Genomic DNA, 17,114 nt, shown 5'->3' with positions numbered 1-17,114 from the left:
CTGCGGCAGCTCCTACAGGGAGGACGCGACCGCCATATGACGCAAGCGACGATTTAAAGGTCTTTTGCAGACACCTTTTTCTGTCCATCTGGTTAATAATCGACGGCATAATTTTTCGCCCCGGCACTCTGCTCAGCCAGAAGGTCGGGGCTTTGCTTTTACTGTCGAGTCACTGCCATGGATTGTGTTATCGAGGTGTTCCGGTGAGCGCCACCCGGCGTAGCGCCGATGGATTTGCCCTGCAAGTGATGGTCGGGCTGTGCCTGATCTGGGGCGTGCAGCAGGTGATGATCAAGTGGGCCGCGCCCGACATCGCGCCGGTCATGCAAGCGGCGGGGCGGTCGGGTATTTCCGCGTTGCTCGTAGGATTGTTGATCTGCTGGAAGGGCGGTTGGGATCAGGTTGGCACTACCTGGCGCGGCGGCTTGCTGGCGGGTGCGTTGTTTGGCCTGGAGTTCTTCTTCATTTCCGAAGGTCTGCAACTGACCACGGCCGCGCACATGTCGGTGTTCCTTTATACCGCGCCGATCTTCACCGCGTTGGGCGTGCATTGGCTGCTGCCGAGTGAGCGTTTAAGACCGGTGCAGTGGCTGGGGATTGTTCTCGCCTTCATCGGCATTGCCATTGCGTTTGCCGGTGGCGTGTCCTGGGACAACCTCGACCACCGCATGCTGATGGGGGATGCGTTGGGCGTGCTGGCCGGCGCGTCATGGGGCGCGACCACCGTGGTGGTGCGCGCCTCGCGTCTGTCGGAAGCGCCAGTGACCCTGACGCTGTTTTATCAACTGATTGTCGGCTTCGTCGGCCTGCTGTTGATCGCGATCCTCAGCGGGCAGGTCACCCATGTCAGCCTGACCACTGTTGCTGTGGCCAGCGTGCTGTTCCAAGGGTTGGTGGTGTCGTTCTTCAGTTACCTGACCTGGTTCTGGCTGCTGCGCCGTTATCTGGCAGCGAACCTGGCGGTGTTTTCGTTCATGACGCCGCTGTTCGGCGTCACATTCGGCGTGGTGCTGCTGGGCGAAGAACTGAGTCTCAACTTTGTGATCGGCGCGGTGCTGGTTCTGCTCGGGATCACTTTTGTGAGCGCAGAGCAGTGGGTCCGCCGTCGTTTGCGCAAAGTACTTGGGCAACCCTGATCGGGCGCAGCAACAGGCCTCCTGCGATGAGCAAACCGCTGCCGGCGATCACCAGCGCGGGTTGCAATCCACCGCTGAAATGGCTGCTCAGTGCGGCCAATAACGGCCCGCTGAGCTGACCCACGGCGAAGCACGCGGTTAGCAGCCCGGCGTTGCGCTGGGTGGCATGGGGCGCCAGTTCCCGGGAGCGCTGCATCACCAGTTGCATGCAGGCCAGGAACGGCCCGCCACACAGGATCACCCCCAACGCCAGGCCGGCACCGCTGCCCAACAGGCAAGCAAACACCCCGGCCGCCTGCAGCCACAGAGTAGCCATCAGCCAATGGCGAGTGGCATTCGGGTTGTGCCGGCGCAGGCTCACCAACACCACCCCGATTGCCGCCGCCAAGCCGAAGCACGGCCAGAACAGATCGGCTTGCCATTGCCCATGGAACTGCGCGCTGGCCATTTGCGAGAGAAAAGTGGCCGGGATGATATAGCCCAAACCGTACAGACCATAGATCACCGGTAAACGTCCGACACCTTGGGCACTCGATGTGACGGCAGACGGTATCGCCGTAGAAAGGGCGGCCGGTTGCGGCAGGAACGGCAGAATCCCCAGCAGCATCACCAGCCCGACACCGGCATACACCAGCCACAAGACTGCGGACGTCTGCCCCAGCAGGTTCGAGCCCAGAGCCAACAACCCTGTCAGAAAAATCCCCAGGCCCGGCCCGGCAAAGACCAGGGCGCCAAGTCGCGGACGACCGGCCGCCGCTGCCAGCGGTTGACTCAATGCGGTAATCATCACCAACACCCAGGCGCTGGCCACGCCCGTGCCGAAACGCAGCACCAGATGCGACCAGAACCCGTCGGCCCAGAACGAGGCCAGGGTCAGCAGCACACAAAGCCACAATCCGCCAAACAGGCGTCGACGAACCTGATCGGGACGACGGGCGAACATCGCGTCCACCGCGCCGACGAAGTAGCCGAGGTAGTTGGCGGCGGCAATCAGACCAGCGGCAGTCAGGTCGATCTGGCCTTCGCTGAGCAAGTGCGGCAGTTGCGGGGTCAGGGCGAAACGCCCGATACCCATGGCCATCATCAGGGCGATGAAGCTGGCGGTTAAGCGAATCAGAGGGGACATGGTCTGAGTTCTGTTCCGAGGATCAATGACCGTCAGGCTAGGACTGATTGACTTTCTTTAAAAATGAATAATAGTGAGAAACTTGTTCTGATTTGGAGAATGGCGTGGAATTCAGCCAATTGCGGATCTTCCAGGCGGTGGCGCAGGAGGGCTCCATTACCCGCGCTGCTGAACGCCTGCATCGTGTGCCGTCCAACCTGTCGACCCGGCTCAAGCAGCTCGAAGAGCAACTCGGTGTCGAACTGTTCGTACGTGAGCGTCAGCGTTTGCAGTTGTCACCTGCGGGAAAAGTCCTCTTGGACTACACCGCCAAGCTGTTCGCCTTGCACGACGAAGCCCATGCGGCAGTGCAGGGTGGGCAACCGGCCGGGGATTTCGTACTGGGCACCATGTACAGCACCGCCGCGATTCACCTGCCAGAGCTGTTGGCGCGTTATCACCGCAGCTATCCGGCGGTGAACCTGCAAGTGCAATCGGGCCCCAGCGGCGAATTGCTCGAAGGTCTGCTCACCGGGCGCCTCGATGCGGCGCTGGTGGACGGTCCGCTGGAACTGGCCGGGCTCGACGGCGTGCCGTTGTGCGACGAACGGCTGGTGTTGATCAGCGAGGCCGATCATCCGCCGGTACGCAGCGCACTGGATGTCGAAGGACGTTCGGTGTTCACGTTTCGCCAGGGCTGTTCCTACCGGATGCGTCTGGAAGCCTGGTTCGCCCATGATCACGCGGCCATGGGCCGGGCGATGGAGATCGAGTCTTATCCGGGAATGCTCGCCTGTGTGATTGCCGGCTCTGGCGTGGCGCTGATGTCGGAGTCGATGCTCGCCAGCCTGCCGGGGCGCGAAAGCGTGGCAGTGCACCCGTTGGCCGAGCCGTTCGCCAGTGCGACTACTTGGCTGATGTGGCGCAGAGGCATGGTCGGGGCCAACCTGAATGCATGGATCGAGCAGCAGCAGGCGGTGTATCCGTCGGCAGTGATTCAGGCCCGGGCAATTGCTTGAGCGGGCGGTTTGGGATTTGGATCAATTTAGTAACAGATCATTGCGATCTTGGGCGAGCATTGCGTAGGACTTCGGACTATTATCAGTGCGAAGGGGCTACAGAACTTCGGCCGCTCGGCACGACCCTGAAGGGGGGCATCATGAAAGAGAAAATCCAAAACTGGCTGCATGACCTGGGTGTCGCACTCGGTTTGATCGAACCGCCTCTGCAACCCATACCCATTCGCACTGACGACGAACAACGTCGCCGCCAGCAGCGCCGCCGGTAAATCTGGCAAATCACCTGTGGCGAGGGAGCTTGCTCCCGCTGGGGTGCGCAGCGGCCCCATTCATCGCCACTGAGGTGGATCAGCTCGAGCACGGATGCAGCTTGCGATTGCTGTGCAATCGAGCGGGAGCAAGCTCCCTCGCCACAGAGGTTCATTCGTCATATCGGTGGTATCTGACTACCCGTCTCAATACCGCCTGATCTCAATCAAAAACCGGCTCAAGTCGTCGACGGTCGTCGCAGTCTTGAGCATCCGGTCTTCTTCGGCGGTAAACGCCGTCAAACCCAGCTGATCTTCCAGATGGAAAATCAGTTCCTCAATATCTTCTTCATCCAATCCCAACTGCACCAGACGGGTGTTGTCGTCGAAGTCATCCCGGCCCTCCAGCAGGCGGCTGATGAAGCTGTGCACGGCTGTACGAACGGCGTCTTTTGTCATGATTGTTCTTCGAGGGCGTTATTGTTGTTGTCCCTGGTGCTGAGTACAGCAGGCTTCAGGCGTGTCGGCGCTGCCACTCGTCTATCATCGTGCGCAAATACTCCCCGGAAAAACTCCCGAAATGCCCGCCATGCACCGTGCGGATCGGCAGCGCGCGCAAGCGTTGCAGGCTGCAGGCGTAGTCGTCGAGGTTGGAGTGATAGGCGTCTTCGATCAGCGGCCCGTCATAAATGATGTCGCCGCTGAACAGGGTTTCGGTCGCCGCCTCATACAGGCTGATGCCGCCCGGTGAATGACCCGGCGTGTGCAGCACTTGCAGGACCCGATCACCGAGATCAAGCACGTCGCCTTCTTCAATCAAACCCGTGGCCGGTGCGGCTTTGACCCGGTATTCGGCGTAGCACAACGGGCAGTCGGGGTGAGCCTCGAACATGTCGTCACCGACGAAAGCCTTGCTCAGGGTGTTTTCGCCGTCGGGCTCGGCGAGAATCTGTGCTTCGGCCGGGTGCACCAGCCGTTCGGGGAATTCGTGATGCCCGGCGATGTGGTCGAAATGGCAATGGCTGGCCACCGCCACCAGTGGTCGTTCGGTGATCCACGGCAATTGCTCGCGCAGGCTGACCAGGCCGGAACCGCTGTCCAGCAGCAAATCCTTGTCACGCCCCTGAATGTGCCAGAGGTTGCAGCGGTAAAAGGGCCTAATGTAAGGCTCGTGAATCAGACGGATGCCGTCGCTGAGCTGTTTGACCTCGAACCACTGATCGCGGCTGACGATCTTCATAAGCAGATTCCTTCAGGCGAAAAAAAACGGGTGTGGCAACCGACGCCACACCCGTCGAAGAAAGCATCTAGTCGTTATGGAAAGCTTAGGCGGCGCTGGCCACCACTGCCGGGCGACGGGACAGCAAGCTGACCACTACGAAACTCACCAGACCCACGCCGAGGCTGTAGTAGATCGGAGTGTTGGCGTCCATACCGTCCTTGAACATGAACAGCAGCGCGGTGGCAAAGCCCATGCCCATGCTGGCGATAGCGCCTGCGGTGGTTGCGCGTTTCCAGAAGATTGCACCGATCAGCGGGATCAGCATGCCGCCCACCAACAGGTTGTAGGCCAGGGTCAAGGCACTGATCACGTCGTTTACCACCAGCGCGATACCCAGCACGGCGATGCCAGTCAGCAGGGTGAACAGGCGGTTGACCGCCAGGCTCGACTGTTTACCGCCGCGCAGTTTCGGCAGCAGGTCTTCGGTCAGGGTGGTGGAGGCCGCGAGCAAGCCGGCACTGGCGGTGGACATCATGGCCGCCAGGGCAGCCGCAATCACCAGGCCACGGATACCATCCGGCAGGGACAGTTTGACGATGGCGGCGAAGGCGTTGTTGACGTTGTCCAGATCCGGGATCAGCACATGAGCGGCCATGCCGATCAGGGCGCAGGCCAGTCCGTAAAGGATGCAGTAGAAGCCTGCGAATGTACCGGCGACCTGAGCCACTTTGGCGCTCTTGACGGTGAACACACGCTGCCAGATGTCTTGGCCGATCAGGATCCCGAAGAAGTAGATCATGAAGTAGGTGATGATGGTGTCCCAGCCAATCGTGGTGAAGCTGAAGGCGGTTGCCGGCAGTTTCAACACCAACTCATCCCAACCACCGACGCGGTACAGGCAGATTGGCAACAGGATGAACATCAGGCCCACGGTCTTGATGACGAACTGGACGATGTCGGTCAGGGTCAGGGACCACATGCCGCCGATCGCCGAATAGATCACCACCACGCCACCGCCGACCAATACCGACAGCCAGAACGGCAGGTCGAACAGCACTTGCAGTACGGTGCCAATGGCCAGGATCGAGACCACGCCGATCATCAGCGCATACGCCAGCATGATTACCGCGCTCGCGGAGCGGGCCATCGGGTTGTAGCGTTTTTCCAGCACCTGGGTAACGGTGTAGATTTTCAGTTTCAGCAGCGGTTTGGCGAGGAACAGGTTCAGCGCCACGATCCCGCAACCGAGGGCCGCGCAGAGCCAGAAACCGGAGATGCCATGGACGTAGCCCAGGCGCACGGTGCCGACGGTAGATGCGCCGCCCAGAACGGTAGCGGCCATGGTGCCCATGTACAGGCTCGGGCCGAGGTTACGACCGGCGACCAAAAAGTCTTCGTTGGTCTTGGCCTTGCGCATGCCGTAGTAGCCGAGTATCAGCATCGCGGCGGCGTAGATGAGTACGACGAATAAATCCAAAGCCATGATGGCGTGTCTCCGATTGTCTTTTTTATGGTGAGGCGAAAATCAGTCTTTTCTGTGGGAGCGTGGCTTGCCCGCGATGGCTGCGCCGCGGTCCATCAGGCAGACCGCGTCATCGTTCTTCGCGGGCAAGCCACGCTCCCACAGGTAATGCGTTGACCACAGGTAATGTGTTGAATCAGGCGGCTTGTCGTATCGCCGGTTTACCGAGCGAATCCGTGCCCTTGCTGCGTGCATCGTTGGGGCCGAACACCGCAGCCGGTTCCGGGAACAGGCTCAGCAGTGTCAGGTACACCAGCGAGGCCAGACCGAGGGTCACCGGCAAGCTGATGTCGATCCCACCGGCGAGGTTGCCCAGCGGCCCGACAAACTGCCCCGGCAGGTTCACGAAGCACAAACCCACCAATGCACTTGGGATCCAGGCCCCCAGGCCGCGCCAGTTCCAGCCGTGGGTGAACCAGTAACGGCCACCTTTTTCGCCACGGGTGAACACTTGCAGGTCATCCGGGCAGTAGAAGCCGCGACGCACCAGCAGGCCGATGATCATGATCACCATCCACGGGGTGGTGCAGGTGATGATCAGCACGGCGAAGGTCGACACGCTCTGCACCAGGTTCGCCGCAAAGCGCCCGATGAAGATGAAGGCAATCGACATCACGCCGATCAGCAACGTTGCCTTGACCCGCGACAGCACCCTCGGGAACACGCTGGACATGTCCAGCCCGGTGCCATACAGCGAAGTGGTGCCGGTGGACATGCCGCCGATCACCGCAATCAGGCACACCGGCAGGAAGAACCAGCTCGGCGACACCGCCAGCAGACCGCCGACGTAGTTGTTGGCCGCGATGTAGTCCGGTGCCTTGATCGCTACGATGGTGGCGGTGGCGAGGCCAAACAGGAACGGGATGAAGGTGGCGATCTGCGAGATCAACACGGCGGCCATGATCCGGCGCTTGGAGGTGTCACGCGGGATGTAGCGCGACCAGTCGCCGAGGAACGCCCCGAAGGAAATCGGGTTGCTCATCGCTACCAGCGCAGCGCCGATGAAGGCCGCCCAGAAACCCGGTTGACCGAGGCTGACGCTGCCGGCGTAGTTCACATCGAAAGGACCGGCGAAGGCGAAGATGCCCAGCAGGAACAACAGGCTGGCGCTCCATACCGCGATCTTGTTGACCCACAACAGGAAGCGGAAACCGTAGATGCACACCGTCAGCACCAGGATCGCGAACAGACCGTAGGCCAGGCCCAGGGTCAGGTCGGTTTCTGGCAGGCCGATCAGGCGTTTCGCGCCACCGATTAACGCATCGCCCGAGCTCCACACCGAGAGCGAGAAGAAGGCGATGGCGGTCAGCAGCGACAGGAACGAACCGACGATCCGCCCGTGCACACCGAAATGCGCACCGGACGACACGGCGTTGTTGGTGCCATTGATCGGGCCGAACAGGCCCATCGGCGCAAGGATCAGCGAACCCAGCAACACGCCCAGCACAATCGCCCAGACGCCCGCCTGGAAAGACAGGCCGAACAGTACCGGGAAACTGCCGAGCACGGCGGTGGCAAAGGTGTTGGAACCGCCGAAGATCATCCGGAACAAGTCCGTCGGGCCGGCGGTGCGTTCGTTGTCCGGGATCTGTTCGACCCCGTGGGTTTCGATTTGCGTAAGGCTTTGGTCTTTGTTGTTGTTATTCATGATCTGCTCCGATCATAAAGGCGCGCTCATCGTGCGTGAGCGTCACTTTGGCTAAGGGGGTGGCAGCCCTTCCGGCATTGCGGACAAATGTTCGTGGCAGGCCAGCCATAGGCCTTGTTGTTCTTGGCCAGACGTCTGTTTTTTGAAAACAATCGTCTCGCGCTCCTGGCTGAAGTGTTGCTCCCCTTGCATGCGCAGCTCGGTGGCCACGTCATGGATGAAAATCGCCACGTCACCTTGCAGGCTGACGAAGGCGTTGTTCGAGGTGCACGACAGCACCTCGAAGCCGTCCTCGGCGCGCCAGGTGTCCCACAACGCCTGATAGGCATCGCGCGACAGCAGGGGCTGCTCGAGGGTGTAGAACACGAAGCTGGCATCAACGCTGAATGCGCCGAAGTAAGCTTCGCGATCGTTACGGGCAAAGGCCGATACCAGCTCAGCGGCGGCGTTGAGAACCTGATCACGTTCGCTCATGACCGATCCTCAGCGATGGACCACGCCCGGCAGTACGCAGAGCATTTCGTACAGCAGGTTGGCGCCCAACAGCGAGGTGTTGCCGGTGGTGTCGTACGCTGGCGAGACTTCCACCAGATCGCAGCCGACCAGATCGAGGCCTTGGCAGCCGCGCACGATTTCGATCGCCTGAATGGTCGTCAGACCGCCGATTTCCGGGGTGCCAGTGCCTGGTGCCCAAGCCGGGTCGATGCCGTCGATATCGAAACTCAGGTACACCGGACCGTCGCCGACTTTCTCGCGAACTTCGGCCATCAGCGGCGCCAGGGATTTGTGCCAGCATTCTTCAGCCTGAACCACACGGAAGCCTTGATTGCGGCTCCAGTTGAAGTCATCAGCGGTGTAACCCTGAGCGCGCAAGCCAATTTGCACCACGCGGTCGCAATCCAGAAGGCCTTCTTCTACAGCGCGACGGAAGGTCGTACCGTGGGCGATCTTCTCACCGAACATGTGATCGTTCACGTCGGCGTGCGCGTCGATGTGCACCAGGCCGACCTTGCCGTGCTTTTTATGGATGGCACGCAGGATCGGCAGGGTGATGGTGTGGTCGCCGCCGAGGGTCATGGGGATCACATCGTGTTCGAGGATATTGTCGTAGGCCTCTTCGATGATCCGCACGGCGTCCAGCAGGTTGAACGTGTTGATCGCCACGTCACCGATGTCGGCAACCGACAGCGAATCGAACGGCGCGGCGCCGGTGGCCATGTTGTACGGGCGGATCATCACCGATTCAGCGCGGATTTCACGCGGCCCGAAACGGGTGCCGGGGCGCAGGGACGTGCCGATGTCCAGCGGGATGCCGATAAAGGCAGCGTCCAGGCCGGCGGCAGATGGCAAATGGGGAAGTCGCAGCATGGTGGCGATGCCGCCGAAGCGCGGCATTTCGTTGCCGCCCAGTGGTTGGTGAAGAATCTTGTCCACGGGTAAGGCCTCATCGTCGTTGTTTTATTTATGTCGGTTGCACGCTCGGGGAGAGACGGGCACCGCTGTGGGCCGATTCTGCGAAAGGTAGTGACCGGGAAGAATCGCTACGGACAAATACTTAGTTCAGATTTTTCTAAACTAATGGCGGCGACGGCGATAGACTTCCGCCATGCACAGAATCGCTGATGCCTGTCATTCATAGGCTGAACACCGCAACCCATGTGGGAGCGGGCTTGCTCGCGAAGGCGTCGTGTCAGTCGAAATCAATGTTGCCTGACATACCGCTTTCGCGAGCAAGCCCGCTCCCACATGGGTTGTGTTTCAACAGAAGCACCGTGCGTATCCTTGCAACCGGAGCCCCCCATGGCCAACGCTTTACCCGACCTGAAACTATTGCGCATCTTCGTCAGCGTGGTCCGCCATCAGGGGTTCGCCAACGCCCAGCAAGAGCTCAACCTTTCGACCTCGGCGATCAGCACTTACATGAGCCAGCTCGAAGCGGCCTTGGGCCTGGTGCTTTGCCATCGCGGTCGCGGTGGTTTCAGCCTGACCAGCAAGGGTGAGCTGTTCCATCAGGAAACCCTGCGGCTATTGGCCGAACTCGAAGGTTTCGAACAATACGCCGCCGCCCTCAAAGGCGAGCTGCGCGGAACCTTGAACCTGGGTGTGATCGACTCCACCGTCAGCGACAAGGCCTTGCCCTTTGCCGAAGCCATCGGCGCCTACAGTCAGGAGCACCCGGCGGTGCATTTGCATCTGTCGGTCATGAGCCCTTACGAGCTGCAACTCGGCGTGCAGGACAACCGCCTCGACCTGGCCATCGGTGCCTTTTCCACGCGCATGAGCGGTCTGGTCTACATGCCGCTGTACCGCGAGCAACACTGGCTGTATTGCAGCAGCCGGCATCCGCTGTTCACCGAGCGGCGCATCCCCGAGCAAGTCATCACCCAACAGCGCATGGTCGGTCGCGGCTATTGGAGCCAGGCCGAACTGGCACGCCACGGTTTCAAACACAGCGCGGCGACCGTGGAAAGTATGGAAGCCCAGCTGATTCTGGTGCTGTCCGGCGCCTACATCGGTTACTTGCCGGAGCACTACGCCCAGGCTTGGGCTGACAAAGGTGATTTACGCGTGCTGCTGCCGGCGACGTTCGGTTATCAGGCGCCGTTCTCGATGATCGTGCGCCGTGGCCGCAGCCGCGAACCGCTGATCCAGACCTTCCGCGACCTGCTCAAAGCGCAGCTCAATCAGGCTTAAGACAATGTCCAGAATCCAGTGCCCGCGCTGCCTGCGTCCACAAACCCATTGCCTGTGCCCGCTGATCCCGAGCCTCGACAGCCGCACCCGGGTGTTGCTGCTTCAGCATCCGAGCGAAGTGAACCATGCGCTGAACACCGCGCGATTGGCGGCATTGGGGTTGAAGAATGCCGAGTTGATCGTTGGCGAGGTGTTTGAGGATTTGCCGGCGCTGTTGAATCAGCCGGGCTATCAGGCGCGACTGTTGTTTCCCGCCGAGGATGCACAACCGTTGCAGACCTACACCGCTAATGATGAGCCGCTATTGCTGGTGGTCCCGGATGGCACCTGGCGCAAGGCGCGCAAAATGCTGCACCTCAATCCGTTGTTGGCGGCGTTGCCCAGGGTGACATTGGCCGAGGGCGGGGTGTCGCGTTATCGCTTGCGCAAAGCGCCGGGGTCTGGGGCGTTGTCGACGGTGGAGGCGATTGTGCAGGCGTTGCAGACGCTTGAAGCGCCGACCACTTTCGAGCCGTTATTGAAACCGTTCGAAGCGTTGATCGAGGGGCAGATTGCGGCGATGGGGGAGGAGGTTTTTCAGCGTAATCATGGGCCGAAATAGTTGTTGTTCGTGAGGGCCTCTTCGCGGGCAAGCCCGCTCCCACAGGTTTAGCGGTGTTCGCAGAATTTGTATTCGACACGGACACTGTGGGAGCGGGCTTGCCCGCGAAGAGGCCGGACCAATCACTGCAGTGTCTGGATAATCACTACCGCTCGCGCATCGCCTCGGTCCGCGCTTTCAACACCGGTTTAAGCAGATAATCCAACACACTTTTCTCCCCGGTAATAATGTCCACCGTCGCCACCATCCCCGGAATGATCAGCAGCGGTTTCACATCCCCGCCCAAGTGATTCTTATCGGTGCGCACCTGAATCAGATAAAAGCTGTTGCCCTTGTCATCGGTGATGGTGTCCGCCCCGATCAGCTCCAGCTTCGCACTCAGCCCCCCATAAATCGTGTAGTCGTAAGCGCTGAACTTGACCATGGCTTTCTGGCCCGGGTGCAGGAACGCCACGTCTTGAGGGCGGACCTTGGCTTCGATCAGCAGGTTGTCTTCCAGTGGCACGATTTCCACCATGTCATTGCCCGGCTGGACCACGCCGCCGATGGTGTTGACCTTCAGCATTTTGATAATGCCGTGCACCGGCGACACCACGGTGGTGCGCGTCACCCGGTCGTCGATGGCAATGCTTGAGGCGGTGATTTTCGACAGGTCGGTGCGTTTCTCGTTCAGCTCTTTTGCCGCGTCCGAACGGAAGGATTGTTCCGACTCGTCGATCTTGCTTTTGATCTCATTGATCGCCGATTCGGCACGGGGGATCGCCAGGGTCGTAGCGTTCAGCGAGCCGCGGATTTCCACCGCGCTGCGTTTGAGCCGCAGGATTTCCACCGGCGAAACCGCACCGGTGCCCACCAGTGGCGCCGACATGTTCATCTCTTGTTGCAGCAGCGCCAGGCTGGAACTGAACTGCCCCTGTTTGGAACGGAATTCTGCCAGCTCCTGGGTTTTCTGCCGAAGTTGTTCGGTCAGCGTGCGCTGTTCGCTGGCCAGTCGGCGCTGACGTTGTTCGTACAGCGAGCGTTCGTCCTCGGCCACTTGTGGCGCCTTGGCGATGACTTCCGCAGACAGCTTGAACGGCCGGCCTTCCGCTTCGGCCGATAACCGTTCGACCTGTGCGGTCAGCGCATAGCGGTCCGCTTCACTTTCACCTTTGTTCGACAGAAATCGTGTGTCATCCAGGCGCAGCAAGGTGTCGCCCTTGTTCACCATTTGCCCTTCGCGCACGAAGATTTCCGTGACGATGCCGCCTTCCAGGTTCTGGATCACCTGAATCTTGCTCGACGGAATCGCCTTGCCTTCGCCCGTGGTAACTTCCTGCAACACGGCGAACTTGGCCCAGACCAGCGAGGTGATCAGCAGCGCCGCCGCCAGCCACACGGTGATCCGCGACCAGCGCGGCGAATCCTGCAACGAGGCGCCGGCGGTTTCCGGCATGAATTCGCTTTCGGCACTTTTGCTGAAACTGCCGAGGTAGCTTCGGGCCGCTGAATCCGGTGTTTGAGCAGACATGGGCAATACCCGTCAGTTAAGAGAAACAAAGCCGAACACAAACCTGTGGCGAGGGAGCTTGCTCCCGCTCGGCGGCGAAGCCGTCGTAAACACGGCATATAGGTTTTACCTGATACACCTTGGTGAATGGCTTTGGGGCTGCTTCGCAGCCCAGCGGGAGCAAGCTCCCTCGCCACAGTTCATGTGTCAGTGCCCCTAAACCGTCGCAGAGCCGACACGGCCCTTGCGCAGTGCATCGATGACCGCTTCTTTGGGGCCGTCGGCGACGATCCGCCCGTTGTCCAGCACCACCAATCGGTCCACCAGGCTGAGCATCGAGGTGCGGTGAGTGACCAACAGCAGGGTTTTGCCCTGAATCCAGCCGTGGAGTTTTTGCCGCAGGACGTCTTCGCTGCTGTTGTCCATGGCGCTGGTGGGTTCGTCGAGCAGCATGATCGGCGGGTCGAGCAACAAGGCTCGCGCCAGCAACACTGCTTGGCGTTGACCGCCCGACAGCAACTGACCGCGTTCACCCACCGGCCGGTCGAAGCCATGGGGATGTTGGCGAGCCAGTTCGGTGACGCCGGTCAGTTCGGCGACTTCGAGCATCCGGGCATCGCTGATGTAGCGCGCGCCGAGGGTCAGGTTGTCGCGCAGGCTGCCGGCCAGCAGCGGCAGGTCGTGGGCGACGTAACCGATCTGTTGGCGCAGGTCGGCGACGTCCAGTTGCCGCAGGTCCAGGCCATCGAGCAGCAACTGGCCTTCTTCCGGCGCATAGAAACCCATCACCAGCCGCGCCAACGTGCTTTTGCCTGAACCGCTGCGGCCGATGATGCCGATCCGTTCGCCCGGCTTCATGCTGAAGCTGACGTTGGCCAGGGCCGGCGCATTCTGGCCGTTGTAGTGGAACGTCACGCCGCTGACGTCGAGTGCGCCTTGCAATTGCGTGCGCTCCAGCGGCCGCTGCTTGGCGTCACGTTCTTGTGGCAACGACATCAGCGCATCGGTGCTTTTCATGGTCAGTTGTGCTTGCTGATAACGGGTGATCAGCCCGGCGATCTGTCCCAGCGGCGCGAGCACGCGGCTACCAAGCATGTAGGTCGCCACCAGCGCGCCGACGCTGAGGTTGCCGGCGATGATGCTGTAGACCCCGGCGACGATGGTCGCCATGCCGCAGAACTGCTGAATGAACAACGTGCCGTTGGTGGCCAGCGCCGAGAGGTTGCGCGCGTGGCTGTCGAGGCGGGTGAGGGCGCCGTGGGTGCTTTCCCATTTGTGCTGGCGTTCGCTTTCGGCGCTGCAGGCCTTGAGGGTTTCCAGGCCGCCGAGGGTTTCGATCAGCAAGGCCTGACGTTCGGCGCCGAGGCTCAGACTCTTCTGCACGGTGTCGCGCAGACGTGCCTGAATCACCATGGCAAAAATGATAGTGATGGGGAATGCCAACAGCGGAATCACCACCAGCCAGCCACCGAGCAGGCCGATCACCACCAGCATCAGCACCGCGAAGGGCAGATCGATCAGGCTGGTCAGCGTGACGGCGGTGAGAAATTCGCGCAGGCCCTGAAAGTCATGAATGCTCTGGGCGAAACCACCGATGGTTGCTGGCCGCGCTTTCATCGCCATGCCGGTGATGCGTTCGAACAAGGTCGCCGAAAGAATCACGTCGGTTTTCTTCCCGGCGGTGTCCAGCAAGTGCGCGCGAACCACCCGCAGCACCAGTTCGAAACCGGTGCCGATCAGCAAGCCGATCGACAGCACCCACAACGTTGAAGTGGCCTGGTTTGGCACCACTCGGTCGTAGGTCTGCATCACAAACAGCGGCACCATCAGCCCCAGCAGGTTGATCAGGAAACTCGCCAGAATCGCATCGCTGTACAGCCACTTCGACAACTTCAACGTATCGCGAAACCACGCCTCGACTCTTGGCACCAGCGGCGCGCGCAAGTCTTCGAGTTCATGCCGCGGCCGGGCGAACAAGGCCTGGCCGCTGTAGTTGGCGGCCAGCTCGTCCGTGCTGACCCATTGTTCTCCGCCATCGGCTTCGCTCGGCAGAATCAGCGCCTGACCGTCATCGCCGAAGCGACGCAAGATTGCGCAGCGACCATGGTTGAGGATCAGCATCACGGGCAGGTTGAGCGCGGAAATTTCCCCCAGTTCACGGCGCAGCACACGCGCCTGCAAACTGGCCCGGGCTGCTGCGCGCGGCAGCAAGTCCAGGCTCAAACGTTGGTGTGCCATTGGCAGCCCGGCACTCAGGCTGGCGCGACTGACCGTCGCGCCATGAAGTTTGCAGAGGATCAACAGACCGTCCAGAAGCGGGTCATCGAAGCTCAGACGCGGATCGACACCCGTGTTGCCGGTTTCCATGCTGGTCACATTGAACGCTCCTGTTGAACCGTGGCAATGGATACACATTTCCCTGTAGGAGCTGCCGAAGGCTGCGATCTTTTGATTTTGCTTTTAAAGATCAAGATCAAAAGATCGCAGCCTTCGGCAGCTCCTACAGGGGTATTTCATTTCAGTTCAGGCAAGCGAGCTTCGTTTTTCACTTCGGTGGCGGCGATCGCATCGGCAGGCAGCACCACCCGTTGTTTGCTCAGCAACTGACCCATGTTCGCCAGCACGCGGTACATCGAAAACTCCTCGGTGTAGCGCACTTCGGTGTAGCGGCGGTTGGCGTTGTAAAGCTCGTTTTCACTGTCGAGCAAGTCGAGCAAGGTCCGTTGACCAAGGCCGAACTGATCCTGATACGCGGCCCGCACACGGGTGGTGGTTTCGGCGTATTCACGGGCGGTCGGGGTTTGTTTCTTGGCGTTGAGCATGGCGTTCCAGGCCAGGTGGATGTTCTCGTTGAGCTGGCGCAGGGCGTTGTTGCGGATGTCCAGCGCCTGGTTGATCTGGTGCGCATCGGAGGCCAGCCGGGCCTTGTCGCTGCCACCGCGGAACAGGTTGTAGTTCATCACCACACCCACTCGCCATTCGTTGTCGTGGCCTTCGTCGCCCTGAATATTGTTATTCGCGCCCACCGCCGCTTCAGCGTCAAAACGCGGGTAGAACGGCGACTTGGCGACTTCGTACTGGCTCTCGGCCGATTGCACATCGGCCTGGGCGGATTTCAGGTACGGGTTGTTTTCCACCATGCTCTGCTGGGCTTCCGGCAGGGTGGCGGGCAATTCGCCGCGGGTCGACGGCGGTGCTTCGAGTTCATCGGGCATGCGCCCCACGACGCTGTAGAAATTTGTCTCGGCATCGGCCAGATCGACTTCGGCGGTGTCGAGGTTGTTTTGCGCCAGTGCCCGGCGAGCGGTGGACTGGTCGGAGTCGGCGTTGCTGCCGACCCCACGCTGAGTGCGCAGGCCGATCTGGTCGTTGACTCGCATGTGCGCTTGCAGGTTGTTCTTGGCCAGGGTCACCAGTTCGCGACGCTTGAGCACTTCGAGGTACACCTCGACGGTGCGCAGGGCCAGATCCTGGGCGGTGCCCTGGGCGTAATAGGCTCGCGAATTGGCCACGCCTTTGGTGCGCGCGACTTCGTTGGAGGTGTTGAAACCGTCGAACAGCATCTGCCGCAGGCGCAGTTCCGATTGGGTGTAGTTGAGGATTTCGGTGTGGTGATTGCCCTGCGCCCGAGTGGTGGTGTTATCGCTGTACCCGCGCCCGTAGCCGGCGTTCAAATCCACCGATGGATAAAAGCCCCCTTTTGCGACTTTAACCTGCTCGTCGGCCGAGAGCCGGGCATCGACCCGCGACGCCAGTTCCGGGTGGGTCGCAATGGTGCTCTGGATCGCCTCGGTCAATGACATCGCCTGAGCCTGAGAAGTGCAGGCCATGGCCAGCAAAATCGCGCTGCAGAGGGGGGTTAAAACGCGCATGGATGCCTCTCCCTGATTCCTGATGGTACTTAGTGAGTCGCCAAATATTTGACGTTATTTTTAAGTGAAACCGTCTCACCCTTGTTACAACAGAGCTAAGAACATCCTGACGCGAAGCTAAGAAGGATTTCTCATAACGCTTATGCCGAAAAAAACTTATGCGCTCTGAAAAATCCAGCACATTGTTCAATGCGAAAGCCTTTGTTTATGAGCTCTCAGGAGCATCGAAGGGCTTGAGGAAAGTTCAATTCACTTTTCGACACAGAGCGAAGAAGTGCTGGAGGGGAGGGAAGCGAGACGGTTTAGGGGCGACAATTTTTTGTCACTCAAGTGATTCAAAACCGTTACGCATCGTTAGCAGGGCGGTTATTTCGGAAGTGGATCCCGATGCCATTGATTGCAGAGGGTTTTATCCCGATCCAGAAATTCCCCTTGCGAGCGACACGCCTGGCGAAAGTGTCGGGAGGCAGTGGTTTACGTCAGGTAAACGCTTTCTCGGCAAACGATCCGTCAGGCCAACCTGCTTGAACCATGGGCACGTTCTTCGCGCAAACAGGA

General features: G+C 60.4%; 15 protein-coding genes. 5 read left to right on the top strand and 10 right to left on the bottom strand.

Annotated elements, in window-relative coordinates; all coding sequences use genetic code 11:
* Positions 1 to 203 precede the first annotated feature (203 nt).
* On the top strand, positions 204 to 1,136 hold the full coding sequence (locus tag PMI36_RS19695; RefSeq protein ID WP_032830261.1) for a DMT family transporter: 933 nt from the start codon (positions 204 to 206) through the stop codon (positions 1,134 to 1,136).
* Here PMI36_RS19695 and PMI36_RS19700 read toward each other — a convergent pair.
* A complete protein-coding gene (locus PMI36_RS19700; protein ID WP_008070302.1) occupies positions 1,072 to 2,262 on the bottom strand; it encodes an MFS transporter in 1,191 nt (396 codons plus the stop codon). The two genes, PMI36_RS19695 and PMI36_RS19700, sit on opposite strands and share 65 nt — an antisense overlap.
* A 104-nt stretch (positions 2,263 to 2,366) precedes the next feature.
* On the opposite strand from PMI36_RS19700, the gene ptrR reads away from it, so the two are divergent.
* Together ptrR and PMI36_RS32245 are read left to right on the top strand one after the other, a co-directional pair.
* Positions 2,367 to 3,260, top strand: a complete 894-nt coding sequence (ptrR, locus tag PMI36_RS19705) for a putrescine utilization regulator PtrR (protein WP_008070299.1) — start codon at positions 2,367 to 2,369, stop codon at positions 3,258 to 3,260.
* Between the two features lie 140 nt (positions 3,261 to 3,400).
* Complete coding sequence (locus PMI36_RS32245; protein WP_007905120.1) at positions 3,401 to 3,529, top strand: PA1414 family protein; 129 nt, start codon at positions 3,401 to 3,403, stop codon at positions 3,527 to 3,529.
* 186 nt (positions 3,530 to 3,715) lie between these two features.
* Here the strand turns inward: PMI36_RS32245 and PMI36_RS19710 are convergent, their stop codons facing one another.
* The 6 genes from PMI36_RS19710 to speB all read right to left on the bottom strand — a co-directional run bounded on the left by PMI36_RS19710 (position 3,716) and on the right by speB (position 9,334).
* The gene (locus tag PMI36_RS19710) at positions 3,716 to 3,967 is read right to left on the bottom strand and encodes a hypothetical protein (protein WP_008070297.1); all 252 of its coding nucleotides are present in this window, start codon (positions 3,965 to 3,967) and stop codon (positions 3,716 to 3,718) included.
* 55 nt (positions 3,968 to 4,022) lie between these two features.
* Positions 4,023 to 4,748: an MBL fold metallo-hydrolase gene (locus tag PMI36_RS19715; RefSeq protein WP_008070294.1), complete on the bottom strand. Its 726-nt coding sequence runs from the start codon at positions 4,746 to 4,748 to the stop codon at positions 4,023 to 4,025.
* 85 nt (positions 4,749 to 4,833) lie between these two features.
* The gene (locus PMI36_RS19720; RefSeq protein ID WP_008070292.1) at positions 4,834 to 6,213 is read right to left on the bottom strand and encodes a sodium:solute symporter; all 1,380 of its coding nucleotides are present in this window, start codon (positions 6,211 to 6,213) and stop codon (positions 4,834 to 4,836) included.
* 175 nt (positions 6,214 to 6,388) lie between these two features.
* Positions 6,389 to 7,900: a purine-cytosine permease family protein gene (locus PMI36_RS19725; RefSeq protein WP_008070290.1), complete on the bottom strand. Its 1,512-nt coding sequence runs from the start codon at positions 7,898 to 7,900 to the stop codon at positions 6,389 to 6,391.
* Positions 7,901 to 7,951: 51 nt separating this feature from the next.
* Positions 7,952 to 8,374 (bottom strand): YybH family protein, encoded by a 423-nt coding sequence (locus tag PMI36_RS19730; protein WP_008070288.1) that lies wholly within the window; start codon positions 8,372 to 8,374, stop codon positions 7,952 to 7,954.
* Positions 8,375 to 8,383: 9 nt separating this feature from the next.
* Positions 8,384 to 9,334, bottom strand: a complete 951-nt coding sequence (gene speB, locus PMI36_RS19735) for an agmatinase (protein WP_008070282.1) — start codon at positions 9,332 to 9,334, stop codon at positions 8,384 to 8,386.
* A 366-nt stretch (positions 9,335 to 9,700) separates the two neighbouring features.
* On the opposite strand from speB, the gene PMI36_RS19740 reads away from it, so the two are divergent.
* Entirely contained in the window at positions 9,701 to 10,594 is an 894-nt protein-coding gene (locus PMI36_RS19740) for a LysR family transcriptional regulator (protein ID WP_008013540.1), read from the top strand.
* Positions 10,595 to 10,598: 4 nt separating this feature from the next.
* Positions 10,599 to 11,195 (top strand): tRNA-uridine aminocarboxypropyltransferase, encoded by a 597-nt coding sequence (locus PMI36_RS19745; RefSeq protein ID WP_008070279.1) that lies wholly within the window; start codon positions 10,599 to 10,601, stop codon positions 11,193 to 11,195.
* A gap of 145 nt (positions 11,196 to 11,340) precedes the next feature.
* On the opposite strand, the gene PMI36_RS19750 is transcribed toward PMI36_RS19745, so the two are convergent.
* From PMI36_RS19750 to PMI36_RS19760, 3 genes are all read right to left on the bottom strand, one after another.
* Positions 11,341 to 12,705, bottom strand: coding sequence for an HlyD family type I secretion periplasmic adaptor subunit (locus PMI36_RS19750; RefSeq protein WP_007905140.1), 1,365 nt, complete (start codon positions 12,703 to 12,705; stop codon positions 11,341 to 11,343).
* Between the two features lie 195 nt (positions 12,706 to 12,900).
* Positions 12,901 to 15,060, bottom strand: coding sequence for a type I secretion system permease/ATPase (locus tag PMI36_RS19755; RefSeq protein ID WP_008070277.1), 2,160 nt, complete (start codon positions 15,058 to 15,060; stop codon positions 12,901 to 12,903).
* 137 nt (positions 15,061 to 15,197) lie between these two features.
* On the bottom strand, positions 15,198 to 16,556 hold the full coding sequence (locus PMI36_RS19760; protein ID WP_008070275.1) for a TolC family outer membrane protein: 1,359 nt from the start codon (positions 16,554 to 16,556) through the stop codon (positions 15,198 to 15,200).
* Between the last annotated feature and the right edge of the window lie 558 nt (positions 16,557 to 17,114).

This window comes from Pseudomonas sp. GM79, assembly GCF_000282495.1.
Classification (GTDB): Bacteria; Pseudomonadota; Gammaproteobacteria; order Pseudomonadales; family Pseudomonadaceae; genus Aquipseudomonas.
This window is presented reverse-complemented; position numbering and strand designations above follow the sequence as displayed.

What these genes read in the sequence shown, in the direction of transcription:
- PMI36_RS19700 (WP_008070302.1), bottom strand. Translation starts at nt 2,262, where the DNA reads ATGTCCCCTCTGATTCGCTTAACCGCCAGCTTCATCGCCCTGATGATG.
- PMI36_RS32245 (WP_007905120.1), top strand. Translation starts at nt 3,401, where the DNA reads ATGAAAGAGAAAATCCAAAACTGGCTGCATGACCTGGGTGTCGCACTC.
- PMI36_RS19710 (WP_008070297.1), bottom strand. Translation starts at nt 3,967, where the DNA reads ATGACAAAAGACGCCGTTCGTACAGCCGTGCACAGCTTCATCAGCCGC.
- PMI36_RS19715 (WP_008070294.1), bottom strand. Translation starts at nt 4,748, where the DNA reads ATGAAGATCGTCAGCCGCGATCAGTGGTTCGAGGTCAAACAGCTCAGC.
- PMI36_RS19720 (WP_008070292.1), bottom strand. Translation starts at nt 6,213, where the DNA reads ATGGCTTTGGATTTATTCGTCGTACTCATCTACGCCGCCGCGATGCTG.
- PMI36_RS19725 (WP_008070290.1), bottom strand. Translation starts at nt 7,900, where the DNA reads ATGAATAACAACAACAAAGACCAAAGCCTTACGCAAATCGAAACCCAC.
- PMI36_RS19730 (WP_008070288.1), bottom strand. Translation starts at nt 8,374, where the DNA reads ATGAGCGAACGTGATCAGGTTCTCAACGCCGCCGCTGAGCTGGTATCG.
- PMI36_RS19740 (WP_008013540.1), top strand. Translation starts at nt 9,701, where the DNA reads ATGGCCAACGCTTTACCCGACCTGAAACTATTGCGCATCTTCGTCAGC.
- PMI36_RS19745 (WP_008070279.1), top strand. Translation starts at nt 10,599, where the DNA reads ATGTCCAGAATCCAGTGCCCGCGCTGCCTGCGTCCACAAACCCATTGC.
- PMI36_RS19750 (WP_007905140.1), bottom strand. Translation starts at nt 12,705, where the DNA reads ATGTCTGCTCAAACACCGGATTCAGCGGCCCGAAGCTACCTCGGCAGT.
- PMI36_RS19760 (WP_008070275.1), bottom strand. Translation starts at nt 16,556, where the DNA reads ATGCGCGTTTTAACCCCCCTCTGCAGCGCGATTTTGCTGGCCATGGCC.